Source organism: uncultured Winogradskyella sp., from assembly GCF_937958655.1.
In the GTDB taxonomy this organism is placed as follows: Bacteria; Bacteroidota; Bacteroidia; order Flavobacteriales; family Flavobacteriaceae; genus Winogradskyella.
Window position 1 is genome coordinate 1 of the sequence record NZ_CALGNH010000061.1, and the last position, 21865, is coordinate 21865.

The window sequence follows — 21865 nt, forward strand, 5'->3', positions numbered from 1 at the left end:
TTCTCGACTACGCTCGAAATAACAAATTACTATCTATAAAATATTAAACTATAAAACAACGCTGTTATGTCGAACGAATGTGAGACATCGCATTAATTACTATTTCAAAATCAAAATTATGTGATTTCTCATCACTCATACTTCACTCTTTCGAAATGACAGAAAGACTTACTTTTCAGACTCTAGTTCAATTAAAAAGTTTCCTTTCGTGAAATTTTTACTTAGTAAACTTTAATTTCACTAAGAAATAACACCCGAACCTAATAATTCATCATTATTATACCAAGCTACAAACTGACCTTCTGTAATGGCAGATTGTTTATTTTCAAATTCTACATATAAGCCTAAAGCTACTTTGTGAAGTGTCGCTTTTTCTAAAAGTTGCCTGTAACGAATTCTGGCTAAAACCTCCATGGTTTCTCCATCGCGTAATGCCAAGTCCTCTCTTACCCAGTGCAATTCTTCATTAGCTACAAATAAGACATTACGTAATAAGCCTGGGTGATTTTTACCTTGACCAGTATAAATAACATTCTCTTCAACATCGGTTTCTATTACAAATAAGGGTTCTTTTGTACCACCAACAGCTAGTCCTTTGCGTTGCCCTTTTGTAAAATAGTGGGCACCTTGGTGTTTACCAACTATCTTTCCGTCAGATAATGAATACTCTGGTTTTTTTGCTAAATACTCCAATTCATCTTCTTTAGAATTGAATTTCGGAATAGATTGGTTATAACTATTTAAAGTCTCATCCACCTCAACAATAACACCTTCTTTAGGTTTGAGTTGTTGCTGTAAAAAATCTGGCAATCTTACTTTACCAATAAAGCATAATCCTTGTGAATCTTTCTTCTCTGCCGTAATAAGATCTTGCGCTTTTGCAATCTTCCTAACTTCTGGCTTTGTTAATTCTCCAATTGGAAATAGAGCTTTGGCAAGTTGCGCTTGAGATAGTTGACATAAAAAATAGGATTGGTCTTTATTACCATCTACACCTGCCAAGAGTTGATGAATTGCTTTACCGTCTTTATTTATCGTACCTTTTCTACAGTAATGCCCTGTGGCTACAAAATCTGCACCAAGCTCTAGAGCTATATCCATAAAAACATCGAACTTAATTTCGCGATTACATAAGACATCTGGGTTTGGTGTGCGGCCTTTTTTGTAATCATTAAACATGTAGTCTACAATACGCTCTTTGTATTGCACACTTAAATCTACGGTTTGAAAAGGAATACCCAATTTATCAGCTACCAGCATGGCATCATTACTATCCTCTAACCAAGGACACTCATCTGATATGGTTACCGAATCGTCATGCCAGTTTTTCATAAACAAGCCAATAACCTCGTAGCCTTGTTCTTTTAAAAGATAGGCTGCGACACTAGAATCTACTCCACCAGAAAGTCCTACTATAACTCGTTTCATGTTTACTTACTGCCTTTTATCTTCACTAGAGATAGACTATGGCTTGTATTTGTTTTATTTATACCCTCTTATTTATTTAGATGCTTCTACAAGCTCTGCATAACATTGTAATATATCTTGTGTAATTTAGAAATACGTTAAGAATCTAAAAATTTAACGATGTTTTTGTTCGAAAAATTTTGACAAAATTACAAAATAAAAAAGGCAATCTAATGAAGATTGCCGAACATAGAGCTTCTTAGGTAAAGAGGATGAGGCTATTCATATTTTTTTACAATCTTTTGGTTGGTATGGTCTATCTCTTTAGTGATTTTACCATTTTTATAATATCTCCAAATTCCAGCTTTCTTGTCCTTTTTATAAAGACCTTCAGACGTTAAATTACCCTTAGAATCGTAATTAGCGGTTTTACCATTTAATTGGCCTTTAGTATATTGTGACTGACGTAACAACACATTTTCCTTAGAATACCATTTAGATTCTCCATCTAACTGATTCATAATATAATGAGTCTTTTCTGCTACGTTTCCATTTTTATAATACACAACGCGCTCACCTTCTAACTTTCCCTGCTGGTTATAGCGCTCCACAATCATTTTGTTAACACCATCTTTATGAAAATAAACCCACTGACCAATATAACGTTTACCATCCATCTGCCCTTTGCTAATTATCTTAGTATTGGAGGCATAGAAAACAACATCTGTAATACTATCTGAAACGTTAAACACTTTAGTAGCACTTAAAACACTTTTGCCCTTAGACAATGTGTAGTATTTAAAAGTATCTACTTCTTTTCCATGTTCAAATTTTCCTTGATAACGCTTTTGATTTGTATTATAGTAGTTCTTTGCCCACAATCCATGTCTTTTATCGTTATTATCGTACCGATTAACGGATTTTTGTGCATTCAGAAGTGTTAAAATTATTGTAAAAATGAATGTAAAATAGGTTTTTTGTTTAGTCATTTTATACTTTTGTTAAACAAACATGGTGTTTGTATGATGAACAATTTTAAAAACTCAAAAAAATGAAAATTATTTCAAAAACATTCAAATTACTAACGGTATTTTTATTGGTCGCAAGTGTTACTGCATGCGACGATGACGACATGGATCCTGTTGTTGTGCAGTCTAATACAATTGTAGATGTTGCTGTTAATAATAATTTTACATCATTAGCTGCAGCTTTACAAGCTACAGGTTTAGTATCTACATTACAAGGAGACGGTCCTTTTACTGTATTTGCACCTACAAACGAAGCTTTTGATGATTTATTAGCGGCTACTGGTTTGGATTTAAATGACCTATCAACAGAAGAAGAAGCTTTAGTAAGAAACATTTTACTAAATCACGTAATAGTTGGTGATGAAATAGAGTCAACGGATTTAGAGGCTTTAGGATCTGGTTATACTAATACTGCAGCCACTGGTCCTGGTGGAGAAAACTTAAGTTTATATTTCTCTACGTCTGATGGTGTGGTACTTAATGGACAGTCTGAGGTTATTACTGCTGATCTGGAAGCTTCTAACGGTGTGGTACACGTAGTAGATGCAGTTATTGGTTTACCTACAATTGCAACATTTGCAACCAGTAATCCTGCACTTTCTAATTTAGTAGCTGCATTACAATTAGCAGATTCTGGTATGCCAACAGTAAACTGGATAAACACTGTCTCTGGTAGTGAAAATACAAGCTTAGCGCCATTTACGGTTTTAGCTCCTACAAACGATGCTTTTGCTAGCTTATTACAAGAATTAGATCCTACTGGAAATACTGCACTTAGTGATTTAACACCTGCTACGGTAGATGCTGTTTTAACTTTACATGTTGTAGCTGGTGCTAATGTACAGTCAACAGGTTTAGGTTCTTTAAACGGTGTTCTCCCAACATTAGGTGGCGATTTAGATTTAGACGGTACTGTAATTACTGATGCTAATGCAAGAACTAGTAACATTCTTGCACCGAATTTAGTAGATATACAAGCCATTAATGGTGTAGTACACGCTATTGATACCGTAATTTTACCAGCACAATAAAAGTGAAAAATCGAGGCTGATTACCTCATTTTTATATTGATTGATTTAGTTAGTAGAAAACCCAGACTTAGGTCTGGGTTTTTTTGTTAATATATTTTCATCAATAACATACCATCTAATAACGAATGATAATTCTGCACTTTTAATCGTCCTGAACGTTTGGCATAATATATAACCCAAACTAAAAAAACAGCATTAAAAGTTTATGATTATACTGAAATCTTCATAAAAGATATAGCTCAAAACTCAATTAACAGAAAACAAAAGCGTATTTTGTTTATAAGCGCTTATAAATGGCTTAACCTTTGAATATAAGCCTATTTTTTTTTTAATAGAAGCTATACATATAGCAATCTTAACACATACTTAAACCTAATAAAAGTGATTTATTAAGGCAACCTTAAGCTGCAAGCATCATAAGAAAAAAGCCGAAACATTATAATACATATATTATAATTATCTCGACTTGGTTTAATGTAACTTTGGTAAGCTTTTATTGCCCTAAAGATATCATTTTTAGCCATTTAAATATATTACACTTATTTTTTCTTGCGCTTTTGTTGTGCTTGTTTTTGTTGTTCTGCCTGTTCCATCATCTCAGCCATTTTTCTCTGAAAACGATTTTGCTTTTTAGGCTTACTCTTACTCACTTCTATCTTGGCTAAAACTTTCTCTTCATCAATAATGTAGTTTTTAATAACTAACATTATACCAATACTAATTAGATTGGAGATGAAGTAGTACAAACTAAGACCCGACGCATAGTTATTAAAGAATACTAACATTAATAACGGTGAGAAGTAAATCATATACTTCATCATTTTACCCATATCTGGCATACCTTCTTGAGGTGGTCCTTGCATTGCGGTTTGCTGACCCGTTGTCATTCTCATATAAAAGAATATAGCAATAGCAGCTAGAATTGGAAATAAGGCCACGTGGTCTCCATAAAATGGAATATTAAAAGGTAACTCCGCAATAGAATCATAAGAACTTAAATCATCTGCCCAAAGGAAACTTTTCTGTCTTAAATCGAAAGCTGTGGGAAAAAACATAAATAAAGCATAAAACACAGGAATCTGCATTAAACCTGGTAAACAACCACTCATTGGACTGGCTCCTGCTTTAGTCTGAAGCGCCATCGTTTCTTGCTGCGCTTTCATTTTATTATCTTTATACTTTGCTCTAATAGCATCTAGCTCTGGCTTTAAAATTTTCATTTTTGCCTGAGACATAAATTGTTTGTACTGCACAAAGGACAACATAAGTTTAACTAAGATTGTCATTACAATAATAGCAATACCATAAGGTAAAAACCCACTTAAAAACCCAAATAATTGAATAAAAATTGCTTTATTTATCCAACCAAAAATTCCCCAACCAAAAGGAATACTTTCTTCTAAACTTTTATCATAAGCTTTTAGAGTCTTAGCATCTGTTGGTCCATAATACAAGCCTAAGCTCTTATTAACTTCACCTCCATTGTAAGCTAAAGGCATTTTTGAAGTGTATAATTTTGTAAATAACGAATCTACCTCTTCATCTTCAACAAGATTTTTAGACGTCATATCTACTGACTTAAATGGACTATCGTTAGTTACTAAAATAGAACTAAAGAAATGCTGACGGTAGGAGAGCCACTCTACATCTTCTACAGTTTCTTCATCATCTCCCATTTGAGATAACTTTTCTACACGATCCTCATTGTGCATATAGGTTAATCTGGTGTAACGATTTTCGTAGCTTATACTTTTGGCATGTCTCATACCTTTTTGTTTCCAATCTAAAGTTATAGGCTCAGAGGTATTAAACTCACCATTTAACCCTTGAGATTTGATTGAAAAATCAATCATATAATCCTTAGGTTTTAGCTCGTATCGGTATTCTAAAAACTTGGTTTCAGAAAACTTTAGCTTCATAGAAACTATGGTGTTTTCACCGCTCTTGGTAACACTAGGCTGAAACGGAAAATCTTGCGTATTACGAGTTCTTCCGTCTGATGTTGAGAACGTAAGATTAAAATTACTATTCTTGTTCTTTACTAAATAAATTGGCACAGAATCATAATCCACAAAATTCTTTAACTTAACCTCTGCAAGATGGCCTCCCATTCTATTAAACTTAAGTTCAAAAACATCAGTTTCTACATTTGTTATGGCTTCTCCTGGTAATGCTAAAGCATAAGACAATGCGCCTACTTTATTTTGAAGTGCAACACGCTGTGTAGAATCTAAAGCCTGCGTATTTGTAGTTGCGAAATCTGCCGCAGTAGTTACAACAGCTTCATTTTGTTTACTTTCCTTTTGCTCTGCTTCTACTTGCTCTTGCGTTTCTTTTTGCTTAGCTTCAATCTCTTCTGGTGATGGTGTGCTTTGATACATCATAAACACAAGGATTCCGAAAATAAGAATAAATCCAATGATTGAGTTGATGTCTAGTTTCTTTTCTTCCATATTTATGTGCCGTAAAAACGGTAATCTGATTAATCTAGTTCTTATTTCCTAAAGTTTTTCAAAACATGCTTAGACAAGTTCAGCGTGATACGTTAACTTCAATTAATATTCTCCTTTCTGCTAATCCCAAAAAGCTATCCAAAATGCAATTTGCGCCAAAGTGGCACATTATTTCTTCTTATGTTTTAATGCTGCTGCTACAAATGCTACAAATAGTGGATGAGGGTTAGCTACTGTACTTTTATATTCAGGATGGTATTGTACACCTACAAACCAGTTATGCGTTGGTATTTCTACAATTTCTACAAGTCCGGTTTCAGGGTTTAAGCCTGTTGCTTTCATGCCTGCTGCTTCTATCTGTGTTTTAAAAGCATTATTAAATTCAAAACGATGTCTATGACGTTCTTTAATACTTGTTTCTCCGTAAACTTTGTACGCAATACTGTCTTTGGCTATATTGCAATCCCAAGCACCTAATCGCATTGTACCGCCTTTATTAACGACATTTTTTTGCGATTCCATTAAATTAATAACAGGATTTTGGGTCTCGTTATCCATTTCTATAGAATTAGCATCAGAGAGATTTAATACGTTTCTGGCATATTCAATAACCGCCATTTGCATACCTAAGCAAATTCCTAAAAACGGAATATTGTTTTCTCTAACATACTTAACAGCATCAATCTTACCTTCTACACCACGCTCGCCAAAACCTGGTGCTACTAAAACACCATCTAAATGCCCTAATTTAAAATCTATATTGTCTTCATTTAGATATTCTGAATGCACAGATTCTATCTTTACCTTAACTTCGTTTTCTGCACCTGCATGAATAAAAGCTTCTAAAATAGACTTATAAGAATCTTGAAGTTCTACGTATTTACCTATTAAACCAATAGTAACTTCACTTTTTGGATTTTTGTGACGTTTTAAAAAGGCGTTCCAACGCTCTAAGTCTGGCACATCGCTTTTAAGATCTAACTTTTGCAGTACAACTTTGTCCAAACCTTCTTCTAACATTAGATTTGGTACGTCATATATTGTAGAGGCATCGATGGATTGGATAACGGCTTCTTTCTTAACATTACAAAAACGTGCTAATTTGGCTTTTAGTCCATCGCTTAATTCGTGCTCTGTTCTACACACTAAAATATCTGCATGTACTCCGCTCTCCATAAGTGTTTTTACACTATGTTGGGTTGGTTTGGTTTTTAGCTCACCAGCAGCAGACAAATAAGGCACTAATGTTAAATGAATCACCAATGCATTATTATCGCCTAATTCCCACTGTAACTGACGTACAGCTTCTACATATGGTAAGGACTCAATATCACCTACTGTTCCTCCAATTTCTGTTATAACAATATCGTAATCTCCAGAATTACCTAAAATCTGAATTCTATGCTTTATCTCATCTGTAATATGAGGAATTACCTGCACCGTTTTACCTAAGAACTCACCACGACGCTCTTTATTTATAACACTCTGATAAATACGACCTGTAGTAACGTTATTAGCTTGTGATGTTGGTACGTTTAAGAAACGCTCATAATGTCCTAAGTCTAAATCGGTTTCTGCACCATCATCTGTAACATAACACTCACCATGCTCGTAAGGATTTAATGTTCCTGGATCTATATTAATATAGGGATCTAATTTCTGAATGGTAGTTCTGTAACCTTGTGCCTGCAAGAGTTTAGCTAAAGATGCAGCTATAATGCCTTTTCCTAGAGAAGAAGACACTCCACCTGTTACAAAAATATACTTAGGGTTTGTGGTCATATTGCGTTGTTAAACGCAGGCAAATTTACAATAAAAAATGGCTCTAACAATCTTTAATTATTCAAAATTGAATAGGCTTATTAACATTATAATTATTTATAAACTATGCGTATTTTAGATTTTAGCTTCTGAAGCACAAGCTCAAAAGAGTAAGTCTTACAATTTATAATAAGGCCTTAAAGTTTTAAGAATTTTTGAAAGTGTATTACTTGCTATTGCACGTTGTTTATTTGCTAAAGTCTCTTTTTATGGTGTAGATTAATTCTTCAAGACCGTTGATTTTTATATCGTGCATTTGGGTCATCATTCTACCTAATTTCCCCTCAGGAAATCCTTTCTGCCTAAACCATGTATAATAGTACTCTGGGATATTAACCAAATACTCTCCTTTATATTTACCAAACGGCATTTTGTAATGTGCCAATTCAATTAGGGCTTCTTTATTTGGTTCCAACTTATTGCGACTTATATTTAGCTAATTTTTTAAGCTCTTCTTCAATATAGTTTTCCCAATATTTCTGTGCTTCAACATTAATAGAATGCTGTGTTTGGGCATCGTAAGTTTTTTGAGTTTTAGCTAAACCTTCATTAATAGCATTATGAATTTGATTCATCTGTTTTTTTAGATTTTGGTTTACAACCAACCGCTCTAAATATTGCCTAAACTTACGTACATAGAGTTCTGTAATATCAAAATGCAACTGCTCATGGCGCAAAATGTAGGCGTTACTTCTGTCTTTAAAATACCAAGATTTGTAAGGATAAAAATGAGCTTCTACAGACGCCGTATAATCCACAAAACGCTTTCCAGCGGTTTTTAAAGAATATCCAAATGTTATACCAGAAGCCGTTAATGCAGAAGCATCAGAATTTTGATCTGCTTGCCCTTTAAAATCTGCCCAGGTGAGCTTGCGTGTTTCTGTCCATGATAAGGTATCGTCTTTAGATGTGCTTCCAAAAAACAGAAAGACTACACATAATATTAAATGATTTAATTGCATTTATTGCCAGTTAAACGTAATATCTTTTTCGATATCTGGGTGTAAACTGTAATGTACAGGACAAGTGTTAGCGGTACGTTCTAAAATAGTTTGCGTTTTACTATCGACTTTAAATGGTAAATTAAAAACTACTTTTATTTTGGAGATCTTTCTTGGCTCACTAGCCATTGTTTTTGTAACCTCTGCGGTAGTGCCAGACATATCTACATCCATGTCTCTAGCTTTAATTCCCATAACCGTTAACATACAACTTGCTAATCCTGTAGCAACAGTATCTGTAGGTGAAAACGCTTCGCCTTTACCATTATTGTCTGTTGGTGCGTCTGTAATAAAAGAATTATCAGATTTTACATGCACACTCTCTGTTCTTAAGTTTCCTAAGTAAGTTACTTTTGAAGTCATACTAATTTGCTCCTACGATTCTTAAATTATTAAATTTTACGATATAAACAGCGTCATTATTGTAGCCTCCAAATAAGGCTTTTTTATATCTAAATTTATTCTCAATATATTCTGTTTCTATAGTATCTGTTGATGCTTCGTACAAATTATCTTCTGTAGCCAAGCGCATTAGTATATCTAATGTAATATCAAAACCACGTGCAGCATACTTACTTGGTGACACACCATATTGCTTCTGATAGGCTCTAACAAAACCGTTAGACTTGGATTCATCAAAAGTTTTATTTACCGAAGGGTAATGAAATGTGAGGTTTGAGAGATAATTATTATCAATATCCTTTCCTTCAAAAGCATTGTTATAATTAGTAGTTACTAAAACAATTTCTACATCGTCTTTATTATAACCATTTATCATGCTCGTTATACTAGAAACAAAAGTATCGTTGTTAGTTTCTAAAAACACTACTGTTTTTCCTTTACTAAATAAATTTTCTAGCCGTACAGGGTAAACGAAGTACTCATCCTTTCCTGTCTTTTTATCTTTTTCTGAATAAATTTGGGTAGCACCAGGGAATTCAGTTTTAAGCGTTGCACTTATGGAACGGTGTGACTGATCTGCTATAATGATAACCTTAGATTTTAAACTATCTTTTTTTACGAAATCTATCATTGTTTGTTGTAATAGCTTATCATCTGGCACGGTTTGAAACACATTACTATAAACTTCCTTAGGCATATTTAAAGCCGCAATAACAGGCACTTTATCTGATTTGAGGTGTTTTGCCACTCTATCAAAGGCCTCGGGTTGCATTGGCCCAATGACTGCATCATAGTTAGACAAATCATGAGTTTCTAAAAGTTGCCTTGTTGTTGATGCCTGATAACGTGTATCTAATACTTTTAGATGTGTTGAAATCCCTAATTGCTTTGCAGAATCTAAAGCCATACTTACACCCACGTGAAAGTCTAAAACTATAGACAATAATTTTTTATCCTTAATCATGTCTTTAGTTCCCTCAACATCTCCTATATCAATCTTATGCAATTGATAGGGCATCATTAAAGCAATACGTTTTGTTTCAAAATTATTTAAACCTAATTTTAAATCTGTTGTTGTTACTTTAGAGGGTAACTCGTTAGTCCCTACTATAGTATCTGGCAATTTAAGAACCATACCTGGCTGTAAACCTGTAGTCTTCAATTCTGGATTTAGAGTTTCTAATTGTTGCTGTGTTAATCCTGTTTTTACTTCTAATCTGTAGAATCCTTCTTTTGGTAATACTTCGTAATAATTATAATTAGATTCTATTGGTTTTTCATCCGCATCCTTAATATTAGGTACATTAAGCTCGTCTCCAGGCTGAAGAACTTCTTTTATATTTGGATTAAGTGATTTTAACTCGTCTACAGTAATGCCAAATTTGTAAGCAATACGCCATTTGCCTTCTTTTGGCTGTACCGTATATTTCTTTAAGGTATTCTTATAAGACTTTTTAGACACAATAGTCTTGTATTTAGGAATTCTAATTTTATCGCCTTTTTTAAGATTTTCTGCGTACAAAAATCGATTTGCTTTTTTTATATCCTCTTCAGTAACATTGTACTTTTTAGATAATCCATAAAGTGTTTCTTTGCGCTTTACTTTATGATTTTTATAACCTATTAACTCTTTTGAACGTTCTGCTATAGGGTCATTCTTTACTTTTGATTTAGGAATAAGCAGTACTGTATTTACTTGAAACCTTGATTTAGCGTCAGGGTTAAGCGCAAAAATATCGAATGGTGTTACCAAATACGATTTGGCAATACTTTCTATAGTTTCTCCAGACTTTACTTTGTGCTCAATATAATTTTGAGCACTAATATTGAGTGCAAAAGCTATTAAAATGATGGTTAGAATATTTTTCATAAAACTAAATTATACCTACAAGGTTTAGATACTGAATAAGATTAAGCATAAGCCATGCCAGATTTTTCAAATCGACTGTTGACTGCTACTACATACTATAAACTGATTTACTCCCATTCTATAGTGGCAGGTGGCTTAGAGCTTATATCATAAACGACTCTATTTATACCCTTTACTTTATTTATTATTTCATTTGAGGTTTTTTGCAAAAACTCATAGGGTAAATTTACCCAATCTGCAGTCATTCCGTCCGTACTTTCTACCGCTCTTAAAGCCACGCATTTTTCATAAGTACGTTCATCTCCCATAACACCAACACTATTTACTGGTAATAATATAGCACCAGCTTGCCACACCTTATCGTATAAACCAGAGGATCGCAAATTATTAATAAAAATAGCATCTACTTCTTGTAATATACGGACTTTTTCATGGGTTAGATCTCCAAGTATGCGAATGGCTAATCCTGGACCAGGAAATGGATGTCTTCCCAATAATTCAGAATCCATACCCATAGATTTACCCACGCGCCTTACCTCATCTTTAAACAAGGATTTTAGCGGTTCTACTATTTTTAATTTCATAAAATCTGGTAAACCACCTACATTATGATGACTTTTAATGGTTGCGCTTGGCCCTCCGGTTGCCGAAACACTTTCAATCACATCTGGATAGATAGTACCTTGCGCCAACCATTTTACATCTTGTATTAAATGTGCTTCATCATCGAAAACCTCAATAAATACGCGACCTATTGTTTTTCGTTTTTCTTCGGGATCGCTCTTATCAGCTAGCGCATCCAAAAAGCGTGCCGAAGCATCTACACCTTTAACGTTTAATCCCATGCCTTCGTATTGACGAAGTACATCTTTAAACTCATTTTTGCGTAATAAGCCGTTATTAACGAATATACAATAAAGGTTTTCTCCTATGGCTTTATGTAATAACATAGCCGCTACCGACGAGTCTACTCCGCCAGATAAACCTAAAACCACTTTATCATTACCGAGCTTTTCTTTTAGATCTGCCACTGTTTCTTCTACAAAAGCATTTGGTGTCCAATCTTGCTCAATATTCGCTATTTTAACTAAAAAATTTTCGAGTATTTGTTTTCCGTCTGTGGAATGGTACACCTCAGGATGAAACTGTATGGCATAAGTAATTTCTCCTTCTATTTTATAGGCTGCATTTTCAACATCTTCTGTACTGGCCAACAATACGCCTCCTGATGGCAATTGCTTTATGGTATCGCTATGGCTCATCCATACTTGACTATTTTCTTTTACATCAGTAAAAAAGTCTTCATCGTTTTTAATAAAACTTAGGTTAGCCCTACCGTATTCTCTGGTATTGGACTCGGCAACTTTTCCACCAGAAAAATGAGCCAAATACTGCGCACCATAACACACGGCTAAAAGTGGTTTTTTTCCTCTTATAACCGATAAATCTGGATGCAGAACATCCGCTCCTCTTACCGAGTTTGGACTACCAGACAAAATAACGGCTTTAAAGCTTTCTGAGTCAGTTGGGATTTTATTAAATGGGTGAATTTCGCAATAGATATTTAACTCTCTTACACGCCTTGCTATAAGTTGGGTGTATTGCGATCCGAAATCTAAAATAAGGACTTTATTATGTTGCATGTGCAAAAATAATAATTGCGTTTAGATTTGCGTTTTACGATTTACTATTTTTTTAATAGTTTTTAACAAGTACCTCACTACATTGTAACTATAGTGAACTGATGTTTAAGTGGCTCTAGAGTAGTTATTAAATTCTCAATTAAATCATCACCAAATTCTAAATATAATTCTGAAAAATTAGTGTTGCGCTCTTGGAGGCTGTGATTAGGAAATAATTGCTCTTGCAAATCCGTACAGCGTTCTATCTCATCCTTTAACTTTCGCTTTTGCGCTTTTAGTAATCGTTTTTCGAGATGTTTTAAACCTTTAATTTGCTTTACTTCTTGAGATTTTACAGCACCAAGGAATGATTTGTCGGTTTGCTCTGCAAGTTGGTGTAAATTTTGAAATTGCTTTTCTAAAAATTTCATCTGTTCGGAAAAATCGATATCAATATTTGAGATTCTCCTTACTTTTTTATTAATAAACGAATTGCGATCTAAAAATAAATCACCAATAGATATGTTCAGTTTTTTAAGTTTTTCTGACTGCTTTTTGGTTTTTATTAAAGCCGAATTTCTTAGCAATAACATCGGAAAAGTAACGCCTTGTGCTTCAAAATTAGATTTTAACTGTAACCAATAGATCATTTCTCCACCACCACCTATATAACAAAGATTAGGTAAGATGACTTCTTGATATAACGGTCTCATAATAACATTAGGAGAAAAACGCTCCGGATACTCCTGGAGATGCTTTAAAAGTTCATCTTTATTCCAAGACAAATTGGTTTCTAATACCGAATACGTATCGCCTAATACTACAATACGTTCTCTTAACCCATTATACATGTAAAAAAGATTAATTTCTCGTGGGTTAACTTGTATTTTTAAGTTTAAATCCTCTAGTGTTTTATTAGTTTTAGAAACCTGCTCGTAGGCTGTTTTTTCTAAAAGCTCTACTTTCATCTGAGGTATGAATAATTGTTTTAAAGCGCTATGATCGGCATCTAAAATCACCAAGCCATATTTACCAAATAGTGCGTTGGCTAAATAGTGTGTAGCCTCGGCTAAAGTATTATGATTTAAATAAGCCTCCTTAAACCATACTTTTAACTGATCGGCATATTTGCCTTGACCGAATTCTGCAGAAATAACATCAAAAACTTTATCTAAGCCTTTTGTACTAAAATGACCCACTGCACCGCTTTGGTCAGAATTCCATTGTATTTTTTTTCCTTTAAAATTAAAGTAATTGATTTCATCAAAATCATGATCCTCAGATGCCATCCAATATATTGGTACAAAATTACAATCTGGATAGGCTTCTTTTAGTTGTTTTGTAAGATTTATGGTTGAAATAATCTTATGTAAAAAATAAAGCGGTCCTGTAAAGAGATTTAGCTGATGACCTGTGGTAATGGAATAAGTATTGTTTAATTGTAAATCTTCAATATTTTTGAGCGTAAGCTCAGAGGTTTCAAGAGCATTATATTGCTGTTTTAACACATTTACTAAGACCGCTCTGCTAGATTCTGAAACATCTTTAGATTGACGCTTAGCTTCAATTTGCTTTTCAAAATTTTTGAGCGTTGGAAAATTATGATATAATGCCTTTAGGTCTGGTTTTTCATCCAAATAATCGCATATAAAATCAGAAAAATAGTTGGTTTCTCTGTACGGTATAAAATCGGTTGGCATACTTAATAATTATCAAAGCAAATATACGTTAAGTGTAAATTCTTATTCCTAATTTTTAGTTAATTCAAAAATACAGACACTATTAAAATAATCACAGATAATATTTATTAGTTTTACATTTAAAATCCATTTAACTATTATGCGTAATTCTACTTACCTCATTTATTTTATTCTCTTATCGTTTTCAATTTGTACTGCACAGACTATTGCATCTCCTAGTAAATTTTTAGGCTATGATATTGGAACAAAGTTTAGCCGTCATCACCAAGTTGCAGACTATTTTAAATCTATTGCTAATAGCGCCCCTAACCAAGTAAAACTACAAGTTTATGGAAAAACTAATGAAAACAGAGCATTGTACCTTGCTTACATTTCTAGTGAAGAAAACATTAGAAATCTCGAAAGCATACGCCAAAATAATTTAAAAAACACTGGTTTATTGGATGGCAATGCAGCTAATACTAATATTGCTATCGTATGGTTAAGCTATAATGTACATGGCAATGAAGCGTCTAGTTCTGAAGCTGCCATGCTAACCTTATACAAGCTGCTCACTGAGCGTAAAGACCTATTAAAAAATACCGTTGTAATTATAGATCCTTGCGTAAACCCTGATGGTAGGGACCGTTATGTCAACTGGTTTAACGAAACGGCAAGTCACCCTTACGACATAGACCCACAGGCAAGTGAACACAACGAACCATGGCCAGGCGGACGACCAAACCATTATTTATTTGACTTAAATAGAGATTGGCTTTGGGCAACGCAAACAGAAACTAAAGCGCGCCTAAAAGTCTACAATAAATGGATGCCACACATCCATGTCGATTTTCATGAACAAGGCATTAACGAACCTTACTATTTTGCTCCTGCCGCGGAGCCTTTTCATGAAGTTATTAGTGAATGGCAGCGCGATTTTCAAACGCAAATAGGAAAAAATCATGCTAAATACTTTGATGCTGAAGGTTGGCTATTTTTCACCAGAGAACGTTTTGATTTATTATATCCAAGCTATGGCGATACCTACCCTACCTTTATGGGAGCTATTGGTATGACCTATGAGCAAGGCGGCCATGGTAGAGCTGGCTTAGGCATATTAAACGACGAAGGGCACACATTAACTTTAGTTGAGCGTTTAACGCACCATACAACCACAGGGTTATCTACAGTAGAAATAGCATCTAAAAATGCAGTAAAACTAAATAGTGAATTTGCTAATTTCTTTAATAATAATACTAACCTAAAATATAAAAGTTACGTATTACAGGGTAATGAAGATAAGCTCAATAGCTTAAAGGATTTACTGAATAAACACGACATTAAATACGAATTTCCTGAAGCCACCAAAGCATCAGGGTATAATTACAAAACTGGCAAACAAGGGAATATGTCCGTTAACGGAAAATCGATAGTAGTACATACTAATCAACCAAAAGGTAAAATGGTGAAAGTAATGTTTGAGCCTAACGCAAAACTTACAGACTCTTTAACTTACGATATTACCGCTTGGTCTGTACCTTATGCTTATGGCTTAGACGCCATAGCTAGTACCTCTAAAGTTGCTAGTAGAATAAAATTTGAACGTTCAGAATTACAGGTGGTTTATGATGCTTATGGCTATGTAAGCAAGTGGAATTCCTTAAACGACGCTAAGTTTTTAGCCGATCTATTAAAACATAATTTTAAGGTTAGGTTTACCGAAAAACCATTTACGTCTAACACTACTAATTTTGATCGTGGCTCATTAATCATTACCAAAGGGGACAATAAGCATATCGCAAATTTTGTTGAAAAACTTAATTCATTATTAGGAAAACACAACAAAAAACTGACAACTATAACCTCTGGATTTTCAGATTCTAAGCCAGATATAGGTTCGCCAGATATTAAATTAATCAACAAACAAAACGTTGCTGTGCTATCTGGTAAAGGGACGTCGTCCTTAAACTATGGCCAAATTTGGCATTTCTTTGAGCAACAATTACACTACCCGTTAACCTCAATAAACACCGATAACTTAAGCCAAACCAATTTAAATAAATACAATGTGTTAATTATTCCAAGTGGTTATTACGGTAACGTACTCAATGACAGTACTATGAAAAAAATAAAGGATTGGGTAAAGTCTGGTGGTACCGCTATTGCCATTGATGGTGCCTTACAAAATTTTGCTGGTAAGGATGGATTTTCACTTAAGTATAAAGATTCTGAAACTAATGATGATACTAGCTTAACACCTTATGCTGAGCAAGAACGCGAGTACACCAATAACCTTATAACTGGCGCTATTTTTAAAACTAAAGTAGACCATACGCATCCAATGGCATTTGGCTTTAACGATTATTATTTTACTTTAAAATTAGGAAGTTCTGCTTATGATATTTTAGATAGCGGATATAACGTAGCACACATAGAAAACACTGAGGTTTACTCTGGTTTTGCTGGTAAAAACGCACAAGCTAACCTCAACAATACCTTAGTGTTTGGTGAGGAGCCAATGGGCAGTGGTAGTTTTATCTATTTCGTAGATAACACCTTATTTAGAAGCTTTTGGGAAAATGGAAAATTATTTTTAGTCAACTCCATTTTCTTTGTAAACAATAATGCTTACGAGCTGTAAATTGGCACTAAAAAAGTTGTCTCTTAAAACGTCAAATAACAATGTAATCCTTAACTATGATTAAGAACATAAAACCCATTATCCTCAATATTTTTGCTTTGGCTATACTCTCCACATGCCAACAAAACGAAACAAAAGATGCCACACCAGAGTTTAAAGTTGATTTTGAAAAATTTACATTAGATAATGGTCTACAGGTTATTTTACACGTAGATAGATCAGACCCAGTTGCTGCAGTAGCATTAACGGCACATGTTGGCTCAGCACGAGAAAAAGAAGGCAGAACAGGTTTTGCCCATTTATTTGAACACTTGTTGTTTTTAGAATCTGAAAATCTAGGTAAAGGCGGCTTAGACCAAATGAGTGCTCGTATTGGAGGTTCTGGTGCTAATGGCTCCACAAGTAGAGATCGCACTAATTATTACCAAACGGTACCAAAAGATGCGCTAGAAAAAATGATTTGGGCAGAAGCAGATAAACTAGGCTGGTTTATTAATACGGTTACCGAACCTGTTTTGGCCAAAGAAAAGCAGGTCGTTAAAAACGAAAAACGTCAAAGTGTAGACAACCGACCTTATGGTCATAATTCTGCGGTGATTAATAGAAATTTATACCCTAAAAGTCATCCTTATAATTGGGAGGTCATAGGATCACTAGAAGATTTACAAAAAGCAACATTAGAAGACGTTAAGGAATTTTTTAAAACTTGGTACACACCAAATAACGTAACACTAACCATTGCAGGAGATATCGATGTAGAACAAACTAAAACTTGGGTAAAAAAGTACTTTGATGAAATCCCTAGAGGTAAAGCTATCCCTAAGCTCAATAAGCAACCTGTAACTCTTAAAGCTTCAAAACATTTATTTTATGAGGATAACTTTGCACGGGCTCCTAGATTAACTATAGCTTGGCCTGGAGTACCACAGTACCATAAAGATTCATATGCCTTAAGCGTACTTACCAACTATTTATCTAATGGTAAAAAAGCACCATTAAATCAAGTGTTAGTAGACCAAAAAGAGCTTACAGATAATGTAAATTTTTATCAAAATAATTCTGAAATAGCGGGGCAGATTATGCTATCCGTTACTGCATTTAATCAAAAGGATTTAAACACAGTTAATACAGCCGTACAAAATGCATTTAGACAATTTGAAACCAATGGTATCTCAGAAAAAGATCTTAACCGCATTAAAGCAGGACAAGAAACTGATTTTTACCAAAGTCTCTCTAGCGTTTTAGGTAAAGGTTTTCAATTAGCACAATACGAAATATTTGCAGGAGACCCAGGCTATATAAATCAAGATGTAAAAAACATACTCGCTGTTACTGCAGCAGATGTAATGCGTGTTTACAATACTTATATAAAGGATAAAAATCATATAACGACGAGCTTTGTTCCTAAAGGACAAAAAGGTTTAGTATTAGAAAATTCCATATTAGCCAATGTCACTGAGGAAAAAATCATTGAAGGAGCTGAGGAAGAATTTGACCCAAGCATTGTAGCAACCTACGAGAAAACTCCCAGCAGTTTTGATAGAAGCACGGAGCCGCCTTATGGAGAAAGCCCAGAGTTAACGATTCCTAAAGTATGGAAAAAAGAGCTTGAATCTGGTATTACACTTTATGGTATTGAAAACCACGAAGTGCCTTTAGTGCAATTTGAAATGCAAATAAATGGTGGATTACTCCTAGAAAACACTAATAAAATTGGTGTCTCTAATCTACTGGCAGACCTCTTAACTAAAGGCACCAAAAATAAAACACCAGAAGAACTAGAAGATGCCATAGAACGTATTGGAGCTCGTATTTATGCTAATGCCTATTCTGATAACATTACCATTTCTGGTACCACTTTAGCAAAGCATTTTAATGCCACTATAGATTTGGTTTCTGAAATACTTTTAGAACCACGATGGGATGAGAAAGAATTCAACCTATTAAAGCAGAGTACTATTGGGAGAATTCAAAGAAGTAAAGCTAACCCTAATGCTATTGCTTCAGATGAATTTTCAAAATTACTTTACGGAGATACTAATATTTTAGCTTACAGTAATAGTGGTACTGAGGCCTCTCTTAATACTATTTCAATTACGGACTTACAGCAATATTATGACACCAACCTTTCTCCTACGCTAACAAAAATGCATGTTGTAGGAGCCATTTCAGAGCAAAAAGTGGTTACTGCTATGAACACAATAAATACCAAATGGGAACCCAAAGATGTAGCCATACCAGAATTACCTTTACCACTATATCCAGAATCGTCTAAAGTTTATTTTTATGATGTTCCTGGAGCTAAACAATCGATTATTCGCTTTGGTTATCCTGCCCTAAAAGCAACGCATAAAGATTATTATCCAGCAACGGTAATGAACTACAGACTTGGAGGCGGAAGTTTTGCTTCTCAACTTACCCAACAACTAAGAGAAGGCAAAGGCTACACCTATGGCGTACGATCTCATTTTATTGGTGAAGCAGAAGAAGGGTACTTTATAATCAGTAGTGGTATACGCACCAACGTCACCTACGAGGCCTCTAGTCTTATTAAAGAAATTTTAGAGAACTATGGTAAAAACTACAATGAACAAGATTTAGAAGTCACCAAAGGATTCACCATAAAAAGTACAGCAAGAGCCTTTGAAACTCTAGGTGCTAAATTAAATATGCTAGGTAATATAAGTAACTATAACTTATCTAATGATTATGCCAAACAGCGTGAAACTATTGTAAAAAATATGACCGTTGAAGATGTAAAAACCTTAGCAGACAAATACATAAAACCTAACCAAATGATTTATTTAATTGTTGGTGATGCCGCAACGCAATTGAACAAGTTAGAAGCTCTGGGCTTTGGAAAACCAGTATTATTGAATTAGAATTTAAAATTTTACTATATTTAATAACTAACTAAAAATCATAATCTTATGAAACTTGGAGCGTTTTCGGTCAGTCTTGCCGTAAAAGACATTGTGGCATCAAAAGCTTTTTATGAAACTTTAGGGTTTACAGTATTTGCAGGTGAACTTGAAAAGAACTACCTCATCATGAAAAATGAATCTACCTTAATTGGTTTGTTTCAAGGTATGTTTGAAAATAATATCCTCACCTTTAATCCTGGTTGGAATCAAGACGCAAATACTTTAGAGAAATTTGATGATGTGCGTGATATTCAAAAGCATTTAAAATCTAAAGATGTAACCTTTGCTAGTGAAATTGATGCGGCAGAGTCAGGACCAGCAAGTTTTGTGGTTTTAGATCCAGATGGTAATGCCATATTGGTAGACCAACATATCTAAAACCACTTTATTTTAAAATAAAGCGATTTTAAAGAATTAACGGTATATCTCTACTAAATAAGCACTGATATATTATACTGTCTTTTTAACTTACAACCTCACCGTATAAATCAAAATCTTCAGCTTCAATAATTTTTACCGTGGTAAACTCGCCAGTCTTTAAATAGGTTGTTGTGGCATCAATCAACACTTCATTATCTACATCTGGCGAATCAAACTCAGTACGTCCTACAAAATAACTACCCTCTTTACGATCAACTACAACTTTAAATTGTTGCCCTATTTTTTCTTGATTAAGTTCCCAAGAAATCTGCGATTGTATATCCATAATCTCGTTAGCACGCTGCATCTTCACGTCTTCGGGTACGTCATCTTCAAGATTGTAAGCATGTGTATTTTCTTCGTGCGAATATGTAAAGCATCCTAAACGCTCAAAACGCATCTCTTTTACCCAATCTCTAAGCGTTTCAAAATCTTCTTGAGTTTCACCAGGGTAACCCACAATCAAAGTAGTTCTAATTGTCATTACTGGCACCTTGGCTCTAAAGTCTCTCAGAAGTTTCGTTGTTTTTTCCTTAGTGGTACCACGACGCATACTCTTTAAAATAGAATCGGATATATGTTGTAACGGAATATCTAAGTAATTACAGATTTTAGGTTCGCGTTTCATTACATCTAACACATCCATAGGGAAACCAGTTGGGAATGCATAGTGTAAACGAATCCAGTCTATACCTTCAACCTTCACCAATTGTTCTAACAATTCTGCAAGGTTACGCTTTTTGTATAAGTCTAATCCGTAATAGGTTAAATCTTGAGCAATTAAGATCAGTTCTTTTACACCATTAGCAGCTAGCTTTTCTGCTTCAGTTACTAAATCCTCAATTGGTGTACTTTTATGCTTGCCTCGCATTAAAGGAATGGCACAAAAACTACAAGGTCTATCACAACCTTCGGCAATCTTTAGGTAGGCATAATTTTTGGGTGTAGTGGTTAAACGCTCGCCTATTAATTCGTGTTTATAGTCTGCTCCTAGCGCTTTTAATAGACTCGGCAATTCCGTAGTCCCAAAATACTGATCTACATTTGGTATTTCTTTTTCTAAATCTGGTTTATAACGCTCGCTTAAGCAGCCAGTAACAAAAACCTTATCTACATTACCTTCCTCTTTTTCTTGCATGTAGTGCAAAATGGTATTTACACTTTCTTCCTTTGCATTATTGATAAAACCACAGGTATTTATGACCACTACATTTCCCTCTTGTTCGTGCACAACGTCTTTACCACTTGCCTTTAATTGCCCCATTAAAACTTCACTGTCGTATACATTTTTACTGCAGCCAAGTGTCACTACATTAATTCTATTCTTCTTAAGCGTTTTTGTTCTCATGCGTTATTCAATCAGTCTGCAAAGATACAATCTAAATTAAACCTTTACTGTATTTGAATGTCTTAAATAAAAACCTACTCTAATGAAAAAATTAAGCTTAGCCATACTATTTATTCTTTTACTGTTACATCTTTCATGCTCTACTGATGAAATAATAGTGGAACAACCAACAAATGAAAACCTCTATTTTCCTCCTTTAAATTCATAGGTATGGGAAA

The 21865-nt window shown here is 34.3% G+C and carries 15 protein-coding genes; 4 read left to right on the top strand and 11 right to left on the bottom strand.

The genetic code is table 11. From position 1 onward, the window contains the following. Window positions 1-240: 240 nt before the first annotated feature. Together mnmA and Q0800_RS11285 are read right to left on the bottom strand one after the other, a co-directional pair. The gene (mnmA, locus tag Q0800_RS11280) at window positions 241-1428 is read right to left on the bottom strand and encodes a tRNA 2-thiouridine(34) synthase MnmA (protein ID WP_299129648.1); all 1188 of its coding nucleotides are present in this window, start codon (window positions 1426-1428) and stop codon (window positions 241-243) included. 257 nt (window positions 1429-1685) lie between these two features. Then, on the bottom strand, window positions 1686-2396 hold the full coding sequence (locus Q0800_RS11285) for a toxin-antitoxin system YwqK family antitoxin (RefSeq protein WP_299129653.1): 711 nt from the start codon (window positions 2394-2396) through the stop codon (window positions 1686-1688). A 62-nt stretch (window positions 2397-2458) separates the two neighbouring features. Between Q0800_RS11285 and Q0800_RS11290 the strand changes: the two genes are divergently transcribed. After that, window positions 2459-3466, top strand: a complete 1008-nt coding sequence (locus Q0800_RS11290; RefSeq protein WP_299129657.1) for a fasciclin domain-containing protein — start codon at window positions 2459-2461, stop codon at window positions 3464-3466. A 539-nt stretch (window positions 3467-4005) separates the two neighbouring features. Here Q0800_RS11290 and yidC read toward each other — a convergent pair. The 8 genes from yidC to bshC all read right to left on the bottom strand — a co-directional run bounded on the left by yidC (window position 4006) and on the right by bshC (window position 14335). Beyond that, entirely contained in the window at window positions 4006-5919 is a 1914-nt protein-coding gene (yidC, locus tag Q0800_RS11295; protein ID WP_299129660.1) for a membrane protein insertase YidC, read from the bottom strand. Between the two features lie 168 nt (window positions 5920-6087). Then, window positions 6088-7701, bottom strand: a complete 1614-nt coding sequence (locus Q0800_RS11300) for a CTP synthase (RefSeq protein ID WP_299129663.1) — start codon at window positions 7699-7701, stop codon at window positions 6088-6090. 226 nt (window positions 7702-7927) lie between these two features. Beyond that, complete coding sequence (locus Q0800_RS11305) at window positions 7928-8155, bottom strand: DUF3820 family protein (RefSeq protein WP_299129665.1); 228 nt, start codon at window positions 8153-8155, stop codon at window positions 7928-7930. Window position 8156: 1 nt separating this feature from the next. Continuing rightward, window positions 8157-8702: a DUF922 domain-containing protein gene (locus tag Q0800_RS11310; protein WP_299129667.1), complete on the bottom strand. Its 546-nt coding sequence runs from the start codon at window positions 8700-8702 to the stop codon at window positions 8157-8159. Next, a complete protein-coding gene (locus Q0800_RS11315; protein WP_299129669.1) occupies window positions 8703-9104 on the bottom strand; it encodes an OsmC family protein in 402 nt (133 codons plus the stop codon). Between the two features lies 1 nt (window position 9105). Beyond that, window positions 9106-11013 carry a LysM peptidoglycan-binding domain-containing protein gene (locus tag Q0800_RS11320; protein WP_299129670.1) on the bottom strand — a complete coding sequence of 636 codons (1908 nt, stop codon included), beginning with the start codon at window positions 11011-11013 and terminating at the stop codon, window positions 9106-9108. 107 nt (window positions 11014-11120) lie between these two features. Beyond that, window positions 11121-12656 carry a glutamine-hydrolyzing GMP synthase gene (guaA, locus tag Q0800_RS11325; protein ID WP_299129672.1) on the bottom strand — a complete coding sequence of 512 codons (1536 nt, stop codon included), beginning with the start codon at window positions 12654-12656 and terminating at the stop codon, window positions 11121-11123. A 77-nt stretch (window positions 12657-12733) separates the two neighbouring features. Next, window positions 12734-14335, bottom strand: a complete 1602-nt coding sequence (gene bshC, locus Q0800_RS11330) for a bacillithiol biosynthesis cysteine-adding enzyme BshC (RefSeq protein ID WP_299129673.1) — start codon at window positions 14333-14335, stop codon at window positions 12734-12736. Window positions 14336-14474: 139 nt separating this feature from the next. On the opposite strand from bshC, the gene Q0800_RS11335 reads away from it, so the two are divergent. Genes Q0800_RS11335 through Q0800_RS11345 form a run of 3 tightly spaced genes read left to right on the top strand, consistent with a single transcriptional unit; the run spans window position 14475 to window position 20257 of the window. Then, entirely contained in the window at window positions 14475-16955 is a 2481-nt protein-coding gene (locus Q0800_RS11335; RefSeq protein ID WP_299129676.1) for a M14 metallopeptidase family protein, read from the top strand. A 56-nt stretch (window positions 16956-17011) separates the two neighbouring features. Beyond that, entirely contained in the window at window positions 17012-19837 is a 2826-nt protein-coding gene (locus tag Q0800_RS11340) for a pitrilysin family protein (protein WP_299129680.1), read from the top strand. Between the two features lie 48 nt (window positions 19838-19885). Then, on the top strand, window positions 19886-20257 hold the full coding sequence (locus tag Q0800_RS11345) for a VOC family protein (RefSeq protein WP_299129682.1): 372 nt from the start codon (window positions 19886-19888) through the stop codon (window positions 20255-20257). 85 nt (window positions 20258-20342) lie between these two features. On the opposite strand, the gene rimO is transcribed toward Q0800_RS11345, so the two are convergent. Next, the gene (gene rimO, locus Q0800_RS11350) at window positions 20343-21647 is read right to left on the bottom strand and encodes a 30S ribosomal protein S12 methylthiotransferase RimO (RefSeq protein ID WP_299129686.1); all 1305 of its coding nucleotides are present in this window, start codon (window positions 21645-21647) and stop codon (window positions 20343-20345) included. Between the last annotated feature and the right edge of the window lie 218 nt (window positions 21648-21865).

Bases quoted from the DNA above. Each gene is read 5' to 3' on its own strand.
- mnmA (WP_299129648.1), bottom strand. From the start codon at position 1,428: ATGAAACGAGTTATAGTAGGACTTTCTGGTGGAGTAGATTCTAGTGTC.
- Q0800_RS11285 (WP_299129653.1), bottom strand. From the start codon at position 2,396: ATGACTAAACAAAAAACCTATTTTACATTCATTTTTACAATAATTTTA.
- Q0800_RS11290 (WP_299129657.1), top strand. From the start codon at position 2,459: ATGAAAATTATTTCAAAAACATTCAAATTACTAACGGTATTTTTATTG.
- yidC (WP_299129660.1), bottom strand. From the start codon at position 5,919: ATGGAAGAAAAGAAACTAGACATCAACTCAATCATTGGATTTATTCTT.
- Q0800_RS11300 (WP_299129663.1), bottom strand. From the start codon at position 7,701: ATGACCACAAACCCTAAGTATATTTTTGTAACAGGTGGAGTGTCTTCT.
- Q0800_RS11310 (WP_299129667.1), bottom strand. From the start codon at position 8,702: ATGCAATTAAATCATTTAATATTATGTGTAGTCTTTCTGTTTTTTGGA.
- Q0800_RS11315 (WP_299129669.1), bottom strand. From the start codon at position 9,104: ATGACTTCAAAAGTAACTTACTTAGGAAACTTAAGAACAGAGAGTGTG.
- Q0800_RS11320 (WP_299129670.1), bottom strand. From the start codon at position 11,013: ATGAAAAATATTCTAACCATCATTTTAATAGCTTTTGCACTCAATATT.
- guaA (WP_299129672.1), bottom strand. From the start codon at position 12,656: ATGCAACATAATAAAGTCCTTATTTTAGATTTCGGATCGCAATACACC.
- bshC (WP_299129673.1), bottom strand. From the start codon at position 14,335: ATGCCAACCGATTTTATACCGTACAGAGAAACCAACTATTTTTCTGAT.
- Q0800_RS11335 (WP_299129676.1), top strand. From the start codon at position 14,475: ATGCGTAATTCTACTTACCTCATTTATTTTATTCTCTTATCGTTTTCA.
- Q0800_RS11340 (WP_299129680.1), top strand. From the start codon at position 17,012: ATGATTAAGAACATAAAACCCATTATCCTCAATATTTTTGCTTTGGCT.
- Q0800_RS11345 (WP_299129682.1), top strand. From the start codon at position 19,886: ATGAAACTTGGAGCGTTTTCGGTCAGTCTTGCCGTAAAAGACATTGTG.
- rimO (WP_299129686.1), bottom strand. From the start codon at position 21,647: ATGAGAACAAAAACGCTTAAGAAGAATAGAATTAATGTAGTGACACTT.